We start from the raw sequence: 17,481 nt of genomic DNA, 5'->3' as shown, positions 1-17,481 counted from the left end.
GCGGCGGCATGACACGTACCTTGGCAGGTCGACACCCGAATGGGAATAGGATCATTCAAAATTAACCGGCTCTATGAATGAGTCAATACATTCGAGATACGCTCGACATCTCGATGAAACGTGGCCGCCCGATGCTGGAAGCCACTTGGACGAAGGAGTGTGGCGTGAGTTCCACGCACATCGCTGGCACCGGGCTGCGCGTTCGCGACATAGCAGCATTCGCACGAGCAGGCGGTCCAGCTTCTCCGTGGATGGACCTGCGACTCGAGGCTGCCCATCTGGCGCCAGCCGCGGATGGATACGAGGCCCTGGTTGCCGCGCAGGCACACGGATCGGTCTACGGACTGACGACGGGTGTCGGCGCTCTGCGGCAAGTGGACCTCGAGGAGGAGGAGGCAGTGGACGGGCATGCTCGTCGCCTGTGGCGCAGCCACGCTGCCTGCTTCGGTCCAGAGGTCGACGACAGCCTGGCTCGCGCCACCATGCTCGTGCGCCTGCACCAGCTGCTTCGAGGCGGGTCCGGCGTGCATCCTGATCTGGTCGCCGGCCTGTCGACCGCCCTCGCCGCGGACGCCTTGCCGTCTCTCCGCGCCTTCGGTTCCATCGGCACGGCCGATCTGCCCGTCCTCGCCCAGCTCGGGCTGACCTTGGTGGGGGAGCTTCCGTGGCGGTCGAACGGTGTAGCGGCCACGAACCTGCACCCGAGCGACGCACTGCCCTTCCTGAGCAGCAACGCCATGACGCTCGGAGCGGCTGCTATCCATGTGGACCGCACCGTTGCATTGCTGCGGGGCATAGAGTCGGTCGCCGCCCTGTCCCATATGGTCGTCCGCGGCTCGCTGGAGGCGTACGACCACCGCGTTCACGCAGCCGCTTCCGACGACCACGCCACGGCCATCGCCAGGAGGATGGCGAACCTGCTTGCCGGACCGCCGCGAGAGTCCGCCCGGGTCCAGGACCCGTTCGGGTTCCGGACGCTGCCGCAGGTGCATGCGGCTGCTGAGGCCGCTGCGGCCCACGCCGTCGACGTCATCGAGATCGGGGTCCGCGCGGCCGCCGAGAATCCGCTCGTGGTTCCGGGAGCGGCGCTGCACCACGGTCAGTTCGTCACGCAGCGCCTGGCCTCGGCCGTGGACTCGTTGCGGGCGGCGATGGTTCCCGTCCTGTCGTTGTCACTGGCCAGGCTCTCGTCGATGCTCGACCCCAAGGTCACCCACCTACCCGCGTTTCTCGCCGCAGGCCCATCAGGCAGTTCGGGCCTGATGATTACGGAGTACGTCGTCGCCGATCTGCTGGCCCGGGCGACAACGTCGGCCCAGCCTGTGACCAGCGCTCGGACCGTGATCTCGCTCGGCACCGAGGACCACGCAAGTCACTCCACGTGGGCCACTTGGCAGCTGGACGATCTTTGCCGACTCGTCCCCGAGATCCTGGCTTGCGAACTCGTCGCCGCCGTCAGAGGAGCGCGGATGGCACCTGGTCGCGTCCCCGCCACCGTACCGGCCGCCCGTCTGGCCAGGCGTGCAGAGGCACGCTGGGCAGGCGAGGAGAGCGACCACATCCTCGGGCCAGAGCTGGATTCCGCCAGCGCCCTGTTCACGGACCTTGTTGCAGGACAGCTCGATGACATCTGACGTCGAGGTGCCCACGGTGGTGCAAGGCGCGGCCCGCCAGTGGCTTGCGGACAGGTGCCACCGGCAACGCCTGTCTCCATCGCAGCGACGTGTCGCCCGCTTCTACATCGACTCGATGCCTGACGGCGCGTTCCTGTCGACCATGGAGGCCGCGGCGAGGGCAGGCGTGAGCCAGCCCACGGTGACCAGGTTCGCAGCCGCGCTCGGTTTCGCGACGTACGCGCACTTCCAGGCGACCTTGCGCGAGGTGGTGCTGGGTGAGCGCACAGTAGATCTGCCGGACGACGCCGTTCCGAGCCCGGTAGATGCAGCCGTAAGCAGTCTTGAGCGACTACGAGCGACGCTCGACTCGCCGGCCATGGATGCCGCGGCCTCTATGATCGCGGGCGCAGACAGCCTGTCGATAGTCGGGATGCGCGCTTCGGCTGCGCTCGCTGCGCATGTCGGGTTCTTCGCCTCGCACATCCTCGACGACGTTCGGCTCGTCACCGACGCGGACACTGCGGCCGATTCGTTGCACCGGGCGACGCGGGCGGGAACGGCGGCAGTGCTGGTAATTGCGATGCCGCGGTACCCGGCTTCGACCGTCCGGTCACTGACATACGCTAAGGCGATCGGTGCGCGAACCGTGCTCGTCGTCGACACCGCGTCGGCCGACTTCGCAGGGCTGGCCGACCACGTGCTGGTGGCGCCGGTAGACTCCGATCAGGTCTTCGACTCTCACCCTGCGCCCATCGTGCTGGTGATGACGCTGCTCGACCAAGTTGCGTCGCGCCGACCTGCACAGACGCAGGATCGTCTCGAGACGCACGAGAGCCTGGTTGCCACGTGGGTGCATCGGGCCGACGACCGGTGAGCTCGCCGGCCCGACGCACTGACGCCTATGCGGTGCGTCCGTAGAAGAGCTTCTGCGTGAGCTCGTTCATGACGTCGTCTGGCCGCTCCGAGTAGGCAAGGACCGCGTTGATCCGGCGCTCCGGTCCCTCGATCGGGGTGACCCTGTGCATCGAGTACTGCCCGCGGAACATGCTCAGCGCACCTGGGGGGTTCGGCAGCGTGATGCGGCCGGGCTGCCGGTCGTCGAGCGCCGCAACCACTCCGGCCTCGTTCTCGTCCGTTCCGGTGCGGAGGTGATGGTGGTACTGATACTCGCCACCCGCTGCGGCCGGTTGGAGCATGACCGTGACGGCGAAGGGCGAACGGTCGAAGTGCCAACCGAGCTCGTCGCCGGCCTCGAAGATCATCAGCGATGCGGCGCCCAGCGGGTCGGCGTACCGATAGAGGGGATCGATGCCGAGGGCGCTTCCGAGGAACTTGGTGAGGCCGTCCCATTCGTAGGCACGACGCAGCGGCGACTCCTGGTCGACCAGGTCCCACGCGACCGCAGACTTAGAGGTGTGCTGCAGGAGGGACTTGGTGGAGCCCGTTGCCGCGTCCTCGACCTTCTCGAAGTAGACGTTGTGCTTGTCGTCCGTGCGCCAGGCCTGCTCCTGCTTCGCCAGCGCCTCGTCGACGAGCGCAGTAACGGCAGCGGGCTTGATGAAGCCGGGTAGCTGGCACGCGCCCTCGAAATCCAGCGATGCTCGACAGAAGGCGACCAGGGCCTTCCCACGCTCGCTGTCGAGCTCGTGGATGGGATAGCGATCGAGATCGATCACGTCGCTGACGGCGTCGAGGTCGGCCATGTCGTGGATCCTTCCGGGATGGGTCGCTTATGCCAGCGACCAGGTGTCACCAGTTTTCGCGGCCACTGCCATTACGGCAAGCGCGGATATCTGATACGCATCAAAAGAGTGTGTAATGTCTTGAGCGTGTCATCACCGCTATGGACGCGCCTCGACGTCCGTCACCTCATCGCCTTGTCAGAGGTTGTCAGGGCCGGATCGTTCACGGCCGCCGCGGAGTCCATGGGCTACACGCAATCCGCCGTCAGTCAGCAGATCCAACGGCTGGAACGCGTGGTGGGGTACCCCGTCGTAAACAGGACCTCGGGCGGTCGTGCGGTTTCTCTCACCCCCGCTGGGCGCGTCCTTCTCCAGCATGCCGACGTGCTGACGACCACGATGCAGCGTCTTGCGGCCGACGTCGCCGCCTTGTCGCAAGGCCTCGGAGGCGTGCTGCGCGTGGGGTGCTTCGAGAGCGTTGGCAGCAGCTTGCTGCCGGCCGCGCTCGAGTCGTTTCTCCAGGACTACCCGCATGTCCGGGTCGTCCTGACCGAGCTGGCCGACGACGGCGAACTGATGTCACAACTCGACGCCGACGAGCTGGATCTCAGTTTCGTGGTCTTTCCGCTGGCCCCAGGGGCATTCGAGTCGCACGCCTTGATCGAGGACCCCTACGTGCTCGTCGTCGCCGAGGACTCATCCATGGCGGGGATCGATGGCGCCGTCGATCTTGATGACTACCCGGAGGTGCCGCTAGTCGGGTTCGGCGCGATGCGTGAGGTCCATGCGATTGAGAACCGGCTGGGAAGACCCGCATACAGCAACAGGATCGTCTTCCGGAGCAACCAGAACTCCACACTGCTCAGCCTCGTGCGACGAGGCCATGTGGCCGCGGTGCTCCCCCGCCTCGCAGTGCTACCCGCGCCCGCGGGCCTGGCGATCTTGCCGCTGCGGCGCGTGAGCCCTCGAATCGTCGGCATGGCGTGGCATCGTCATCGGCCCCTGAGCGAGCCAGCGTCCGGCTTCGTGCGTGCGTTGGAACAGGTCGTATCCGAGCTCGGCACCCAATTCCGATTTGAGTCGTAAGGCAGATCAGAGCCGTCGAGGCGCCGCCGCGAGTCCAGTGTCGTATTCGGCCTTCGCAGCATAGCGAACGCACAGGCATCGCCGGACGCGATCGCGCCCAGCTGAGCGCCATTGCAACGCGAACGTCGTTGTCCCAATGTGGTTCACGTTTGTCACGGGCTACCCCACGCGGACCGTTACCTTGTGTGAGTCGCTCGCCTTGGCAGCTTCGATGACCTCCAAGATGTGAAGCGCCTCCACGGCCGGGACCGGTTGCTTCCCAAGGCCGTGTGTGGCTGCCGCGAACTGGGAGTAGAAGTCGTGCCACCGACCCTGCTCAGACGGGACCGCGTGCTCACCGCCTGCGTCGGTCAGCACTCCCCATGCCTCGGGCGGCTCGAAGCCCCAGCCCGCGTCGGCGACCTTCGGCCGTAGGCCGGTCTTGATGGCACGTTCCTGCACGTCAGTTCCGCGTGCCGAGTAGGCGCCGGCTGCTCCGAGCGCACGCAGTTCACGGGCCGCGAGCCGGTGTGCTTTGGTGGACTCGACCGTGGACAACACGCCGTTCACGTGTTGAAGGGTGAGCGTGAACGCTGCCTCGGCTCGGCCGCCGGGAAGGTCGACCCAGTACAGGTTCGCGGTCACTGCCGAGATGGGTCCGAGCAGACACACCATCTGGTCGATGAGGTGGGTGCCGAGGTCGAGCAGCAGTCCGTTGCCGCGACCGGGGTGCACGGACGCGAAGTTGTCCTGATCCATGCGAGACACGACCCGCCAGACCTCTCCGAGCCTTCCAGATGCCAGGACCTCGGCGAGGGTCACCAGGTCGGAGTCCCATCGCCTGTTCTGGTAGACCGACAGGAGCACGCCGGCCTCGGCGGCGGCGTCGATCAGCGTCTTGGCCTCTGCCACGGAGGGCGCAAACGGCTTGTCCACCACCACGTGAACGCCCCGGTCGATGGCGGTCGCCGCCAGGTCGACGTGTGTGTTCGGTGGGGTGGTGATGGTGACGGCGTCCACCCCGTGGTCGAGCATCTCCTCGAGTGAGCTGAACACGGGAACTTGCGGCCAGTCCGCGCGAACTTCGGCGATGCGCTCGGGGGACCGTGCGACGACGCCGGCGAGCTCGATGCCCTCGGCCGCGGCGATGAATGGGGTGTGGAACAACCGGCCACCGGCGCCGTACCCGACGACACCGAGCTTGACCGGCGCGTTCATGACAGCCATCGCAGCTGACGTGTCTTGGCCTCGTCGAGTGTCGTGCGTCCGGACAGGGACTTCGGCGTGCCGGTCTCCCACCACGCACCGGCCTCCGTCCATGAGGACTGCTGGACGTTGCAGACCACGACGGCAGGGCGACGTTGGGACCGTGCCGCCTCTCGGGCGCGGACGTATGCGGCACGAAGGGCGGCCACATCCGAGCTGTCGCGGACGTCCTCCACGTGTGCACCCAGCGATGCGGCGTGGGCGGCGAAGTCGACGTGCACGGACCCGTCTGCTCCGGGGCCGCGGGAGTCGGCGAGCAGGTTGTTGAACCCGTCGGCGCCCTGGTTGGTCTGGAGCCTGTGGATGACGGCGAAGCCGCCGTTGTCGCAGAGCACGGCGACGTAGGGGTGTCCGGCGAAGGCTGCGGAGTAGATCTCGGAGTTCAGCATCAGGTAGGAGCCGTCACCGAAGATCGAGGTGACCAGACCCTCGGGGTGGGTGCGCTCGCGCGCCATGGCGGCGCCCCAGGGCGCGACGACCTCGTAGCCCATGCACGAGAAGCCGTACTCCAGGTCCATGGTGGCGCCGGAGGTGGCTCCGAGGCCGTGCTTGACCTCGCCTGTGCGCCAGCCGCCGTGGAGTTCGCCGGGCATGCCTCCGGACGCGGTGAGGACGTAGTCGTCGGGTGTGCTGACGTCGTTGACGACGCCGGTCACTTGCGCGTAGGTCAGGAGGCTTTCCGGCTGGCCGTCGCCGGCACGCAGCGCGTCGACGTGGTCATCCCAGCTGCCCTTCAGGTCCGGGACGAGGTCGGCCCACGCCGTGGGTGAGGTCCAAGCGTTCAGCGCGCTGTCGAGCTCGGTGAGCGTCGCGCGGGCGTCGCCGACGACCGCAAGGGCGCCGTGCTTGACCGCGTCGAAGCGGGCGGCGTTGATGGTGACGATCTGCACGGCCTCGTGGAACCCGGTCCACGACGACGTGGTGAAGTCCTGCAAGCGTGTGCCGACGGCCACGATGACGTCGGCTTGGGCAGCGAGCGTGTTGGCGGAGGTGGATCCGATGATGCCGAGCGCGCCACCGAAGAGCGGGTGGTCGTGCGGTACCAGGGTGCGACCTGCAACCGTCTCCACGATCGGCACTCGGTGGGCTTCGGCGAGGGCGAGTGCCTCCGCGGCGGCACCGGAGTAGCGGACACCTCCACCGAGCACGAGAAGGGGACGCTCGGCCGCCTGCAGTACCTGAGCCGCGCGGTCCAGATCGACGGTGTCCGGTCGCGTACGGGGCACTCGGTGCAGCGTCGTCTTGAACATCGCTGCCGGGAAGTCGAACTCCTCAGCCTGCACGTCCTGAGGTAGGGCCAGCACGGCCGGTCCGCAGTCGGCCGGGTCGGTCAGCACGCGGGCAACCTGCGGGAGCGTGGAGATGAGCTGCTCGGGACGGGTGATGCGGTCGAAGTAGCGCGCCACCGGCCGGAACGCGTCGTTTACCGAGATCGTCGGGTCGCCGAAGTGCTCGACCTGCTGCAGCACCGGGTCAGGCGCGCGGCTGGTGAACGTGTCACCGGGAAGCAGCAGCACGGGGAGCCGGTTGGCGTGCGCCAGACCGGCAGCGGTCACCATGTTCAGGGCGCCGGGTCCGACCGAGGTGGTGGCGACCATGACCTGGCGACGGTCGACGGCACGTGCGTACGCGACGGCGGCCAGGGCCATGCCCTGCTCGTTCTGAGCGCGCCAGGTCGGGAGCTCGTCGCGGACGTCGTACAGCGCCGTTCCGAGTCCCAGCACGTTGCCGTGACCGAAGATCGCGAACACGCCCGGGAACAGCGGCACCTCGGTGCCGTCGAGGAGCTCCGAGCGCTGCGCGAGCATCCAGCGGACGAGCGCTTGGGCTGTGGTGAGTCGAACGGTCTGCGTCATCACGTGTGCCTTTCCCGTGGGCTGGGTGCGGTGAGGATTGCGGCGGAGAGGCCGTCGAGGCGCCCGGTGGCCGAGGTGACTGGGCATCGCGGGTCGGTGTCCATGGTGTTCCAGGAGTCGCGGACCCATGCGTGGTCGGGGTCGTCGCAGAACGCGAGCTCGCGGCCCTGGGCGGGGCCAGCCATGACGTTGAGGTAGTACATCGGGTACCCGGGGGCGGCGATGCACGGGCCGTGATACCCGTGGGGCACCACGACGACGTCGTGGTCACGCACCTCCAGAAGCACGCCCAGCGGTTCGAGACCGGCCTTGTCGTGCTCGGGGCCGGTGTAGGTCTGGTGGTAGCCCATCCCCTGCCGTGAGGGAGTGATCTGGTCCTCGCCCGCGATCCGGTAGTAGTAGATCTCCTCGTTGACGACGCTGCACGGCTCGGAGGCGTCGTGCTTGTGCGGCGGGTAGCTCGACCAGTTCCCGGGCGGCGTGATGAGCTCGCAGCAGATCAGCTTCTCCGCGTGGTCCCACACGCCGGGGACCCCGAAGTTGGTGACCTGCCGGGTCGCCGTGCCCGCCCCTCGGACCTCGACCGGCACGGCATCGGCAGGGCCGTAGCGGGGTGGGAGGTGCTGGTCGCACCGGGCGGACGGAAGGGCGAGCTGACAGGGCGTCTCGCCGGCGGTGAGCCGTATCTGGCTGTCGCGGCCGACGTAGAGGAAGTCGGTCACGGCGGTGAACACCGACTCCCGGCCGTGGAGGTCGAAGGAGCCGAGGTCGTCGCCGTTGTCGTGCTGGACCGTGATGCTGACGCCGCCGCTGAGCGGTAGCACGAACGTCTCGGCGTCGTCGGTTCCGAGGGTGCGGGACTCGCCGGCCGCGAGGCCCACCACACGTAGACCGCTGTACTCCCAGCCGGCCTCGTGCGGGGTGAGGTCGACGATCCGGGCGCCGGTGTCGGCGTCCGGGCCGGCGGCCAGGGGGTGGTGCAGTGTGGTCACGCGGCGTCCTCGCCTGCGTGAGCGGCGCGGAGAACGACCGCGGCAGCCTCGACGGCCGATGCGACATCGCCGTCGGGTGGGTACAGCAGGGCACGTCCGACGACCAGGCCGCGAACCGTGGCCTGAACCAGGGCGCGGCCCCAGGAGTCGAGGTCCTGGGCGGGGTCGGGGCTGGGGACGCCGCCGAGCACGACGCACGGGAGCGTCGTGGCGCCGAAGACGGTCTCGGGGTCGTCGCAGGAGGGCATCTTCAGCCAGGTGTATGCGCTGGTGGTGCCGAGGCCGCTGGCGATGGTGACGGCGCGGGCCAGGGAGGGGGTGTCCTTGAGCAGGGTGAGCGAGCCGTCGTCCTCGCGGTGGTAGGGCAGGGGTTCGACCATCGCCATGAGTCCGTGAGTCGCGAGCTCGGTGACGGCGTCCGCGCAGGCCTCGATCGTGCCGGCTGTGGCGGCGTCGCGGTCGTCGATGCGCAGCAGCATCTTGCCGCCCTCGAGGCCGTTCGTTGCGATGCTCGCGGCGTCGTAGCCGGTGAACCGGTCGTCCATCGTCCAGGTGGCGCCGTCGAGGCCGCCTCGGTTCATCGATCCGATGACGACCTTGCCTTCGAGGGCACCCAGCAGAAGGAGCTCCTCGATGACGTCGGGGGTACCGAGCACTCCGTCGACTTCGGGGTTGTCCAGGGCGGTGACCATGCGGGCGAGCAGGGAACGGCGGTCTGCCATGGCCATCGGGTCGGGACCTGAGCGCAGGGCACCGCGGGCGGGGTGGTCTGCCGCGACCAGGAACAGGGTGTCCTTCTGGGAGAGCAGCGGTGCTGGGCGGGTGCGTGCCGCGTAGGCCTTGGCGACGGCTTGCGGGTCCGTGGCGCGGGCTCGGACGAGGGTCGTCCACTGCTCGTCGGTCAGGTCGGGGCCAGCGGGGGCGGCAGGTGCCGGGGAGGTGGTCATGCGTGTGCTCCTTGGGTGGCCACCAGAGCGTCGAGCTCGGCGGTGGTGGGCATGGCATCGGCGCAGGCGAGGCGTGAGGCGACCAGGGCGCCAGCAGCGTTGGCGTACTGGGCGATGCGGACGGGTTCCCACCCGGCGAGGAGGCCGTGGACAAGAGCACCGCCGAAGGCGTCGCCGGCGCCGAGACCGCACACGACCTCGACGGGGTGGGGAGCCACGACCTGCCGAGCCTCGGGCGTGGCGACCAGGACACCGTCGCCTCCCATCTTGACCATGGCGAGCTGCACTCCACGTTCGAGCAGCAGGTCGGCGGCCTTGTCGGGGTGTCGCGTTCCGACGGCGACCTCGACCTCGGCGCGGTTGCCGACCACGACCGTCGCGTGATCCAGCATCGCCGCGTACTCCGCCTGCGCACGCTCGGGCGAGTCCCAGAACATGGGCCGCCAGTCGAGGTCGAACACCGTGTGGCGACCGGAGCCCACGACTGGACGGGTGCGCCGCACGAGCATCTCGAGCTGGGTCGACCGGGATGGTTCGACACTGAGTCCGGTGCCGGTGACCCAGAAGACCGGCACGTCGGCGACGGCCTGCCAAGGTACGTCCTCGGCCTCGAGCGTGAGGTCAGGTGCGACCGGGAGTCGGTAGAAGAGCAGCGGCGGGTCCTCGGGCGGATTCAGCTCGCAGAAGACAACCGGAGTGAGCAGGTTCTCGGCTGTGCCGACGTACTGCGGGTCGACTCCGAAGCCGGCGAGGGCCTCGCGGACGAAGTCGCCGAACCCGTCGGGCCCGACCTTGGTCAGCACCGCGGTGCGGCGTCCCAACCGGGCCGCGCCGACGGCGACGTTCGTGGCGGTACCCCCGAGGAATCGCTGGAACGTCTTCACGTCCTTGAGCGGGCCGGTGTTCAGCGGGTAGATGTCGACCCCCACCCGGCCCACGGTGAGCAGCTCCAGCTCAGTCATCTCAGATGCAGTCATGGTGTGCTCACCACTGGCTGACGTAGGAGTCGACGGTGGTCCGCATGAAACGGCTGGATTCCTCGGCGCGGTCCTCCCAGGCGAACACGCAGGAGGTCATGATCGCCCGGTCGTTGGAGCCGAACCCGAGCTTGTTCAAGGTGGCGAAGAAGTCGTCCCACTTCACCTCGCCCTGGCCGATGTCGAGGTGCTGGTGCACACGGACCGTGTTGCCGGGTGGGTTGGTGATGTATCGCAGGCCGGAGGATGCGGTGTGGTCGAAGCAGTCGGCGAGGTGCACCTGGGTGAGCAGGTCGCCGGCGTACTCCATGATCTCGACCATGTTGCCGCCCATGTGGAAGGTGTGGGGGGCGCAGTAGAGGTAGGAGACGAGGTTGCTGTTGATGCCGCGCACCATGTCGACGGCGGTGATGCCGTCCTCGACGAAGTCGTCGGGATGGGGCTCCAGGCGCAGCTCGACTCCCTCCCTCTCGAAGACAGGTAGGAGTTCCTCCATGGACTTCCAGAACATGCCTTCGCTGGTTTCAGCGTTCTCGGGACGCCCGTTGAACTCGGAGTTCATCACGTTGCAGTCGAGCTGGACTGTGATCTCGATGGCGCGCTTCCAGTAGCGCACGGCCGCTTGGCGCTGGTCCTCGTCCGGCCCGGACCACCGGTAGAGAGGCAGGTTCGCGGCGATGCTCACGCCCGCTGCGTCGAGGGCCTTCTTGAACGCCTTGACCTTGGCGTCGTCGGCGCGAGGCATCCGGAAGAAGGGCATGAAATCCTCGCGCGGCGAGAGCTCGATGTGCTCGTAGCCGAGGTCGGCGACCAGGCCGGGGAGCTCCAGCAATGGGGTGCTGCGGTGCATGTAGGGGTCGAGGGCGATCTTCATCGTCGTGCCTTTCGTTCCGGCGGGCCGGGACTACTTCGAGGTCGGGAAGTGGAAGGAGGCGTCGCTTGCGTGGCTGCGGTGCGGCCAGCGGGCGGTGACGACCTTGGCGCGGGTGTAGAAGCTGACGCCTTCGGGGCCATGGATGTGCTTGTCGCCGAAGAGTGAGTCCTTCCAGCCGCCGAAGGAGTAGAAGGCCATCGGGACCGGGACGGGCACGTTGATGCCGATCATCCCGACGTGAACCCCGCGCTGGAACCGACGGGCAGCTTCGCCACTGCTGGTGAAGATGGCGGTGCCGTTGCCATAGGGGTTCGCGTTGATGAGTGCGATGGCCTCGTCGACAGTGTCGACGCGGACGACGGAGAGGACAGGTCCGAAGATCTCCTCCGCGTAGACGTCCATGTCGGTGGTGACGTCGTCGATCACGGTGGGGCCGACGAAGTAGCCGTCCTCATGTCCGGGCACGGTGTAGCCGCGTCCGTCGACGGCGACCGTCGCGCCTTGGGCCTCACCGGTGTCGATGAGGGAGAGGATGCGCTCCTGGGCCTGCTTGGTGACGACCGGTCCCATCTCGCTGTCGGCGTCACGGCCGGAGCCGACCTTGACTGCCTCGGCGCGCTGACGTACCGCGTCGCGGATGCGGTCGCCGGCATCACCGACAGCCACGGCGACTGAGATTGCCATGCACCGCTCGCCCGCGGACCCGAAAGCAGCGGCGGCGAGGTGATCTGCGGCGAACTCGACGTCGGCGTCGGGGAGCACGATTGCGTGGTTCTTCGCGCCACCCAGGGCCTGGACCCGCTTGCCGTTGGCGGTGCCCCGCTCGTGGATGTACTTGGCGATCGGGGTTGAGCCGACGAACGACACTGCAGCGACGTCCGGGGAGTCGAGGATCGCGTCGACGGCGACCTTGTCGCCGTGGACGACGTTGAAGACGCCGTCCGGTAGGCCGGCCCGCTGCCACAGTTCGGCGATGAACAGGGACGCGGAGGGGTCGCGCTCGCTGGGCTTGAGGACGAAGGTGTTGCCGCACGCGATCGCTACCGGGAACATCCACATCGGGACCATTGCGGGGAAGTTGAACGGGGTGATGCCGGCACAGACGCCCAGGCTCTCCCTGAACGAGAACGTGTCGACGTCGCTGGACACCTGGTCGGAGTAGTCCCCCTTGAGCAGGGACGGGATTCCGCAGGCGAACTCGACGACCTCGAGTCCGCGCTGGACCTCGCCAAGTGCGTCGGAGAGCACCTTGCCGTGCTCGTCGGTGATGAGCTCGGCGAGGTCCTTGGCGTGGTTGTTGACCAGCTCTCGGAACGCGAAGAGGATCTTGACGCGCTTGCTGACCGAGGTCTGGGACCACTCTGCGTACGCGTCACGAGCTGCCGCGATGGCGGACTCCACGTCGGTCGTCGTGGCCAGGACCACTGTGGCGCTCTGAGCTCCAGTCGCCGGGTTGTAGACGGGTGCGGTGCGCTCGGACGTACCGGCAGTGGGCTTGCCGGCGATCCAGTGCTCGATCGTGCGCATGAGGGTCTCCTCGATGATGGCGGACTTTGTCTTTACATTCTTACATGAAGTGCTGGGTGGGCGCCGCACGCGCCCACCCAGCGGACTTCAGGGCCGGACGCCGGACTGCTCGGCCGCCTTGACCAGGTTGTTGGCGGCGTACTCGAGCCCCTCGACCTGACCGAAGGTGGCGTCCTCGTGCTCGATGTTCACGGCGGTGACCGGCGTGTGCTTCTTGAGCGCGGCGAGGAAGCGCGTCCAGAAGTCGACGTCGTGGCCACGACCGACGGCGACGAACGACCAGCCGGGGACCGCGGGCCAGCGGGTGACGGTGTAGTGGCCGCCGAGCCCGAGAGGGTTCTCCTCGGCCGGGATCCATTCGAATCGGTCGTCCAGGACGCCGTTGATGGCGGCGGTCTCGTGGATGAGGGTGTCCTTGGCGGCCGCGAAGAAGACGAGGTCGCCGAGGTCCTCGACGGCGGCGACCGGGTCGATGTGCTGCCAGAACAGGTGGCTGGGGTCCATTTCGGCGCCGACGTGGTTGGTGCCGCCCTCGGGGGTCGTCAGCTCGACGAGTCGCTTGAGCGTGGCAGGGTTGAAGACGAGGTTGTGCGGGTGCATCTCGATGGCAACCTGCACGTCGTTCTCGGCGGCGAGCTGCTGGATCTCCTTCCAGAAGGGGACCGCGACCTCGTTCCACTGGTAGTCGAGGGTCTCCTTGTACACGCTGTCCCACGGGATGACCGTCCACGACGGGCGCGTCGCACCAGGCTCGGTGGCCGGGAGCCCCGACATCGTGATGACGGTCTTGATGCCCAGCAGGCCAGCCAGCTTGATGGTGCGCTTGAGGTCTTCGCCGTGGTGCACCTCGGGGTCGGGGTGCAGGGGGTTGCCGTTGCAGTTCAGGGCGGTGAGCTCGATGCCGTACTTGGGGAAGATGGCGAGGTACTCCTCGCGGGCCTCGGGGCTGGCCAGCAGCTCGTCGACGGGCAGGTGCGGGGTGCCGATGAACCCGCCGGCGTTGATCTCGGCACTGTCGAGGCCGAGGTCACGCAGGATGCTCAGGGTCTCTTCGAGGGTCTTGTCGTGCAGGCAGGCGGTGTAGGCGCCGAGCTTCATGGGAGCGTTCCTTTGTCTGGGAGGTCTGGGAGGTCTAGGAGGTCTGGGAGGTCTGGGAGGTCTAGGAGGTCTGGGAGGTCTGGGAGGTCTGGGAGGTCTGAACTGGGTGGTGTCTGGATCTGTGGTTCGGCTGGACCTTCAGGCGAGGGTCACGGCCTGTCCGCCGTTGAGCGCGGACTGGGTGACGGCTGCCTGGATCTCCATGTTGTGGAGGCCGTGGGCCAGCGACGGGAGGGGCTCGAGGCGGCCCAGGCCAGCCGCCTGGTCGAGGAAGGCGCGGGCTTGCCAGGCGAAGAGATCGTTCTGGCCGTAGCCGACGGACGGGAAGTCCATCGCCAGCCCCTTGGTCAGGCCGGGGTGCTGGGGGCCGAGGAGGACGCTGCGGTAGCCGTTGGTGCGTCCGTCGGTGCCGTGGTCGGCGAAGCTGAACTCGCCGGGGCGATTGAGGTCGAAACCGGCGGCACCGGTGGCGCCGAAGACCTCAAAGCCCAGCCCGTTCGGCAGCCCGTGCGTGATGCGCGAGATGGAGAAGGTGCCGACGGCGCCGTTGGTGAAGGTCGCGGTGAAGGTGGCGATGTCCTCGTTCTCCACCGGCTCATTGATGTCGCTGACCGCGCCGCCTGAGTGTCCGACCGTGGCGCCGAGGGGCACGGCGCGTTCGGTGGTGAAGGTCTGGAAGGTGCCGCCGCTGACGGAGACGATGGGACCGCACAGGTACTCGCCGAGGTCGATCATGTGGCTGCCGATGTCGGCGAGGGCTCCGGTGCCGGGGCCGCCCTTGTAGCGCCAGCTGATCGGGTTGTCGGGGTTCTGGGCGTAGTCGCACCAGTAGTGGCCGTTGAAGTGGCGCACGTCGCCGATGGCGCCCTGCTGGATCTGCTCGCGGATGGCGTTGATGCCGGGGGTGCGGCGGAAGGAGAAACCGACGCCGGACTGGGTGCTGGCGGCTTCGGCGGCCACGACCATCGCCTTGGCGTCCTCGACGGTGGGAGCGAGGGGCTTCTCACAGAGCACGTGCTTGCCGGCGGCGAGGAGGGCCTCGGTGACGGGTCGGTGGAGCTCGTTGGCGATGGCCACGGAGACGACGTCGATGTCGTCGGCCTCCACGATGGCCCCCCAGGAGGTCTCGGCGCGCTGGTAGCCGAATCGCTTGGCGGCGTCGGTGGCGAAGGGCTCGTGGGCGTCGGCGATGGCCACGAGGTTCACCTCGGGCAGGTCGAGGTCGTAGAGCTGGGTGGCGGCGCGGTAACCGGCGGCGTGGGCGCGGCCCACCATGCCGGCGCCGATGACGGCGACGCCGAGGGAGTTGCTGGACATGCGTGTGCTCCTGTGTGGTGACGAAGGTGGTCAGATGTCTGTTTCGGGCCGGGCGTTTCGTGCTCCGGACAGCGGGCCGAGTGGCGCTGAGTGCGTCGGGTTCTGGAGGCGGTCGTCCCGCGTCTCAGCACCACTCGGCTGGTGAGCTCAGGAGGTGGACTTCGTGGTGAGCTCGGACGGGTCACTCGGCGGGTGGCCGTGGTGCTCGCGCTGGTAGGCCTCGAGCTCGGCCTCGAGCTCGGCCATGGCCTCACCGCCGGCCATGAGGTCGGTGATCTCCTCGCGGGTGCGCTCGCCCTTGCGGAAGTCGGCAGCGAGCGCGCCCCGGATGAGGACAGCGAAGTGGTCGCCGACGGTCATCGCGTGGGTGACGTTGTGGGTCACGAGGATGACGGCGACGCCCTTCTGCCTCGCCTGCATGATGATGCGCAGGACGTGGGCGGCTTCCTTGACGCCGAGGGCGGCGGTGGGCTCGTCGAGGATGAGGATGTTGGCGCCGAAGTACACCGCGCGTCCGATGGCCAGTGCCTGCCGCTCACCTCCCGACAGCCCGCCGACGAGGCGGTTGCCGTCGGTGATGCGGGTGATGCCCAGGCTCTGCATCTCCTTGACCGCGACCTGTCCGGCGAACTTGTTGTCCAGGCGCTTGAGCGGACCCCAGCCCTTGGTCGGCTCGGCGCCGACGAAGAAGGACCGGCCAATCGTCATGAGCGGGAAGGTGCCGCCGAACTGGTGGACGGTGGCGATGCCGCGGTCGCTGGCGTCGCGGGGCGACTTGAAGACGACGGTCTGACCGTCGATCTGCATCTCGCCCGTGGTCGGCTCGTGAAAGCCGGAGAGAATCTTGATGAGGGTCGACTTGCCGGCGCCGTTGTCGCCGAGAAGGCACAGGACCTCTCCGGGCTGCACCTCGAGGTTGATGTCGGTGAGGACGTCGGTGGTGCCGAACGACTTGTTGATGTTGGTCAAGCTGAGCAGTGGCTGGGTCATGTCAGGCCTTCTTCTTGCGCGGCCCGTAGGACAGGGCCATCCGGCGGAAGGTGTTGTTCATCAGGACCGCGATGAGGAGCAGGACCCCGAGGAAGAGGCTGGCCCAGTCGGGGTTCCAGCCTGTGTAGTAGATGCCCTGACCGACGATGGCGAAGGTGAGGGTGCCGAACGCGACGCCAACCACGGAGCCGTAGCCGCCGGTGAGCAGGACGCCGCCGATGACCACGGCGATGATCGAGTTGAAGACGAAGGCCTGGCCGTTGGCGACCTGCGCGCTGTTGTAAAGGATCGTCTGGATGACGCCCACCAGTGCGGCTCCGAAGGCGCTGGACATGAACAGTGCGATCTTGACGCGGTCGGTGGGGATACCGGTGGCGCGGGCGCTGACCAGGTCGCCGCCGACGGCGAAGATCCAGTTGCCGTACTTGGAGTAGTGAAGGATCCAGCCGACCACGAGCGCGACACCCAGCCACCAGAAGATCGCCACCTCGAATCCACCGCCGAAGTAGGAGCCGAAGAGGGTCTTCGCCCACGGCTCCGGGTCGACGGACACGCTCGTGGAGCCGGTGATCGCGCGAGTCAGGCCCAGGGCCAGTCCGGCGAGACCGAAGTTGGTCGCGAGGGTGACGACGAAGGACGGCACCTGGGAGCGGACGACGATGAGTCCGTTGAGGAATCCGGTGACCAGGCCGAGGCCGAGCGCGATGACGACACCGAGGAGGATGGGCTGCTCCCAGTGTCCGGAGACGATGGCCAGGGTCATCGAGCTGGACGCCAGGACCGAGCCGACGGACAGGTCGAGCTCACCGGCGATCATGAGCAGGCCCACCGGGATTGCGATGATGCCGAGCTCGGCGGCCGGGTTGAGCCAGGTCGCGGTGCCTTCGCTCGCGGTGAACGACGAGCCGCCGAAAACCGCGAAGAAGATGTAGATGGCAACCGTTGCGATGAGCGCTCCGGCCTCGGGACGCCTGATGAGGTTTCCGAGCGAGACTCCTGACGAGGTGGGCGTGGTGCTGCCGCTGGACTTCGGGGCGTCCTTCTGGCTGTCGTTCTTGCCGGCGGCGGGTTCTGTCGCATGGACTGCCATGGCTGGTGACCCTTCGTTCGAGATGGTGAGTAGTGCTTCTGGGGAGTGAGTCCGGGTGGACTCGCGGTGGGGGGGGGGGGGGGGGGGGGGCCCCCCCCCCGGGGGGGGGCGGCCCCCCCCCCCCCCCCCCGCCCCCCCCCCAGCCCCCCCCGGGGGGGTGTTGGTGTGGGGGCGGGCGCGCCGC

15 protein-coding genes and 1 pseudogene are annotated in these 17,481 nt (G+C 68.0%); 4 read left to right on the top strand and 12 right to left on the bottom strand.

Annotated elements, in window-relative coordinates:
* Nucleotides 1-251 precede the first annotated feature (251 nt).
* Nucleotides 252-1,634 (top strand): aromatic amino acid lyase, encoded by a 1,383-nt coding sequence (locus ACE3QY_RS10630; RefSeq protein WP_374455986.1) that lies wholly within the window; start codon nt 252-254, stop codon nt 1,632-1,634.
* On the top strand, nt 1,624-2,490 hold the full coding sequence (locus ACE3QY_RS10625) for a MurR/RpiR family transcriptional regulator (RefSeq protein WP_374455985.1): 867 nt from the start codon (nt 1,624-1,626) through the stop codon (nt 2,488-2,490). The genes ACE3QY_RS10630 and ACE3QY_RS10625 overlap by 11 nt, the downstream gene beginning before the upstream one ends.
* A 25-nt stretch (nt 2,491-2,515) precedes the next feature.
* Here ACE3QY_RS10625 and ACE3QY_RS10620 read toward each other — a convergent pair whose 3' ends face one another.
* A complete protein-coding gene (locus ACE3QY_RS10620) occupies nt 2,516-3,319 on the bottom strand; it encodes a hypothetical protein (RefSeq protein ID WP_374455984.1) in 804 nt (267 codons plus the stop codon).
* Between the two features lie 18 nt (nt 3,320-3,337).
* On the opposite strand from ACE3QY_RS10620, the pseudogene ACE3QY_RS10615 reads away from it, so the two are divergent.
* Nucleotides 3,338-3,649: pseudogene (locus ACE3QY_RS10615) on the top strand (LysR family transcriptional regulator); the annotation flags it as partial.
* Between the two features lie 33 nt (nt 3,650-3,682).
* Nucleotides 3,683-4,384, top strand: coding sequence for a LysR family transcriptional regulator substrate-binding protein (locus tag ACE3QY_RS10610; RefSeq protein WP_374456016.1), 702 nt, complete (start codon nt 3,683-3,685; stop codon nt 4,382-4,384).
* Between the two features lie 159 nt (nt 4,385-4,543).
* Here the strand turns inward: ACE3QY_RS10610 and ACE3QY_RS10605 are convergent, their stop codons facing one another.
* From ACE3QY_RS10605 to ACE3QY_RS10555, 11 genes are all read right to left on the bottom strand, one after another.
* Nucleotides 4,544-5,581, bottom strand: a complete 1,038-nt coding sequence (locus ACE3QY_RS10605; protein ID WP_374455983.1) for a Gfo/Idh/MocA family oxidoreductase — start codon at nt 5,579-5,581, stop codon at nt 4,544-4,546.
* Nucleotides 5,578-7,485 carry a 3D-(3,5/4)-trihydroxycyclohexane-1,2-dione acylhydrolase (decyclizing) gene (iolD, locus tag ACE3QY_RS10600; protein ID WP_374455982.1) on the bottom strand — a complete coding sequence of 636 codons (1,908 nt, stop codon included), beginning with the start codon at nt 7,483-7,485 and terminating at the stop codon, nt 5,578-5,580. Before iolD ends, ACE3QY_RS10605 begins: the two co-directional genes overlap by 4 nt.
* Nucleotides 7,485-8,477 carry a 5-deoxy-glucuronate isomerase gene (iolB, locus tag ACE3QY_RS10595; protein WP_374455981.1) on the bottom strand — a complete coding sequence of 331 codons (993 nt, stop codon included), beginning with the start codon at nt 8,475-8,477 and terminating at the stop codon, nt 7,485-7,487. Before iolB ends, iolD begins: the two co-directional genes overlap by 1 nt.
* Complete coding sequence (locus ACE3QY_RS10590; RefSeq protein ID WP_374455980.1) at nt 8,474-9,424, bottom strand: hypothetical protein; 951 nt, start codon at nt 9,422-9,424, stop codon at nt 8,474-8,476. Before ACE3QY_RS10590 ends, iolB begins: the two co-directional genes overlap by 4 nt.
* Complete coding sequence (iolC, locus tag ACE3QY_RS10585) at nt 9,421-10,386, bottom strand: 5-dehydro-2-deoxygluconokinase (protein WP_374455979.1); 966 nt, start codon at nt 10,384-10,386, stop codon at nt 9,421-9,423. The genes ACE3QY_RS10590 and iolC overlap by 4 nt, the downstream gene beginning before the upstream one ends.
* A 22-nt stretch (nt 10,387-10,408) precedes the next feature.
* A complete protein-coding gene (locus tag ACE3QY_RS10580; protein ID WP_374455978.1) occupies nt 10,409-11,275 on the bottom strand; it encodes a sugar phosphate isomerase/epimerase family protein in 867 nt (288 codons plus the stop codon).
* A gap of 30 nt (nt 11,276-11,305) precedes the next feature.
* A complete protein-coding gene (locus tag ACE3QY_RS10575; protein ID WP_374455977.1) occupies nt 11,306-12,802 on the bottom strand; it encodes a CoA-acylating methylmalonate-semialdehyde dehydrogenase in 1,497 nt (498 codons plus the stop codon).
* 87 nt (nt 12,803-12,889) lie between these two features.
* A complete protein-coding gene (locus ACE3QY_RS10570; protein WP_374455976.1) occupies nt 12,890-13,900 on the bottom strand; it encodes a sugar phosphate isomerase/epimerase family protein in 1,011 nt (336 codons plus the stop codon).
* Nucleotides 13,901-14,038: 138 nt separating this feature from the next.
* On the bottom strand, nt 14,039-15,217 hold the full coding sequence (locus tag ACE3QY_RS10565; RefSeq protein ID WP_374455975.1) for a Gfo/Idh/MocA family protein: 1,179 nt from the start codon (nt 15,215-15,217) through the stop codon (nt 14,039-14,041).
* 147 nt (nt 15,218-15,364) lie between these two features.
* Nucleotides 15,365-16,207, bottom strand: a complete 843-nt coding sequence (locus ACE3QY_RS10560) for an ATP-binding cassette domain-containing protein (protein ID WP_374455974.1) — start codon at nt 16,205-16,207, stop codon at nt 15,365-15,367.
* A 1-nt stretch (nt 16,208) separates the two neighbouring features.
* Nucleotides 16,209-17,297 (bottom strand): ABC transporter permease, encoded by a 1,089-nt coding sequence (locus tag ACE3QY_RS10555; protein ID WP_374455973.1) that lies wholly within the window; start codon nt 17,295-17,297, stop codon nt 16,209-16,211.
* Nucleotides 17,298-17,481 lie beyond the last annotated feature (184 nt).

This window comes from Nocardioides sp., from assembly GCF_041913365.1.
GTDB lineage: Bacteria > Actinomycetota > Actinomycetes > Propionibacteriales > Nocardioidaceae > Nocardioides.
This window is presented reverse-complemented; position numbering and strand designations above follow the sequence as displayed.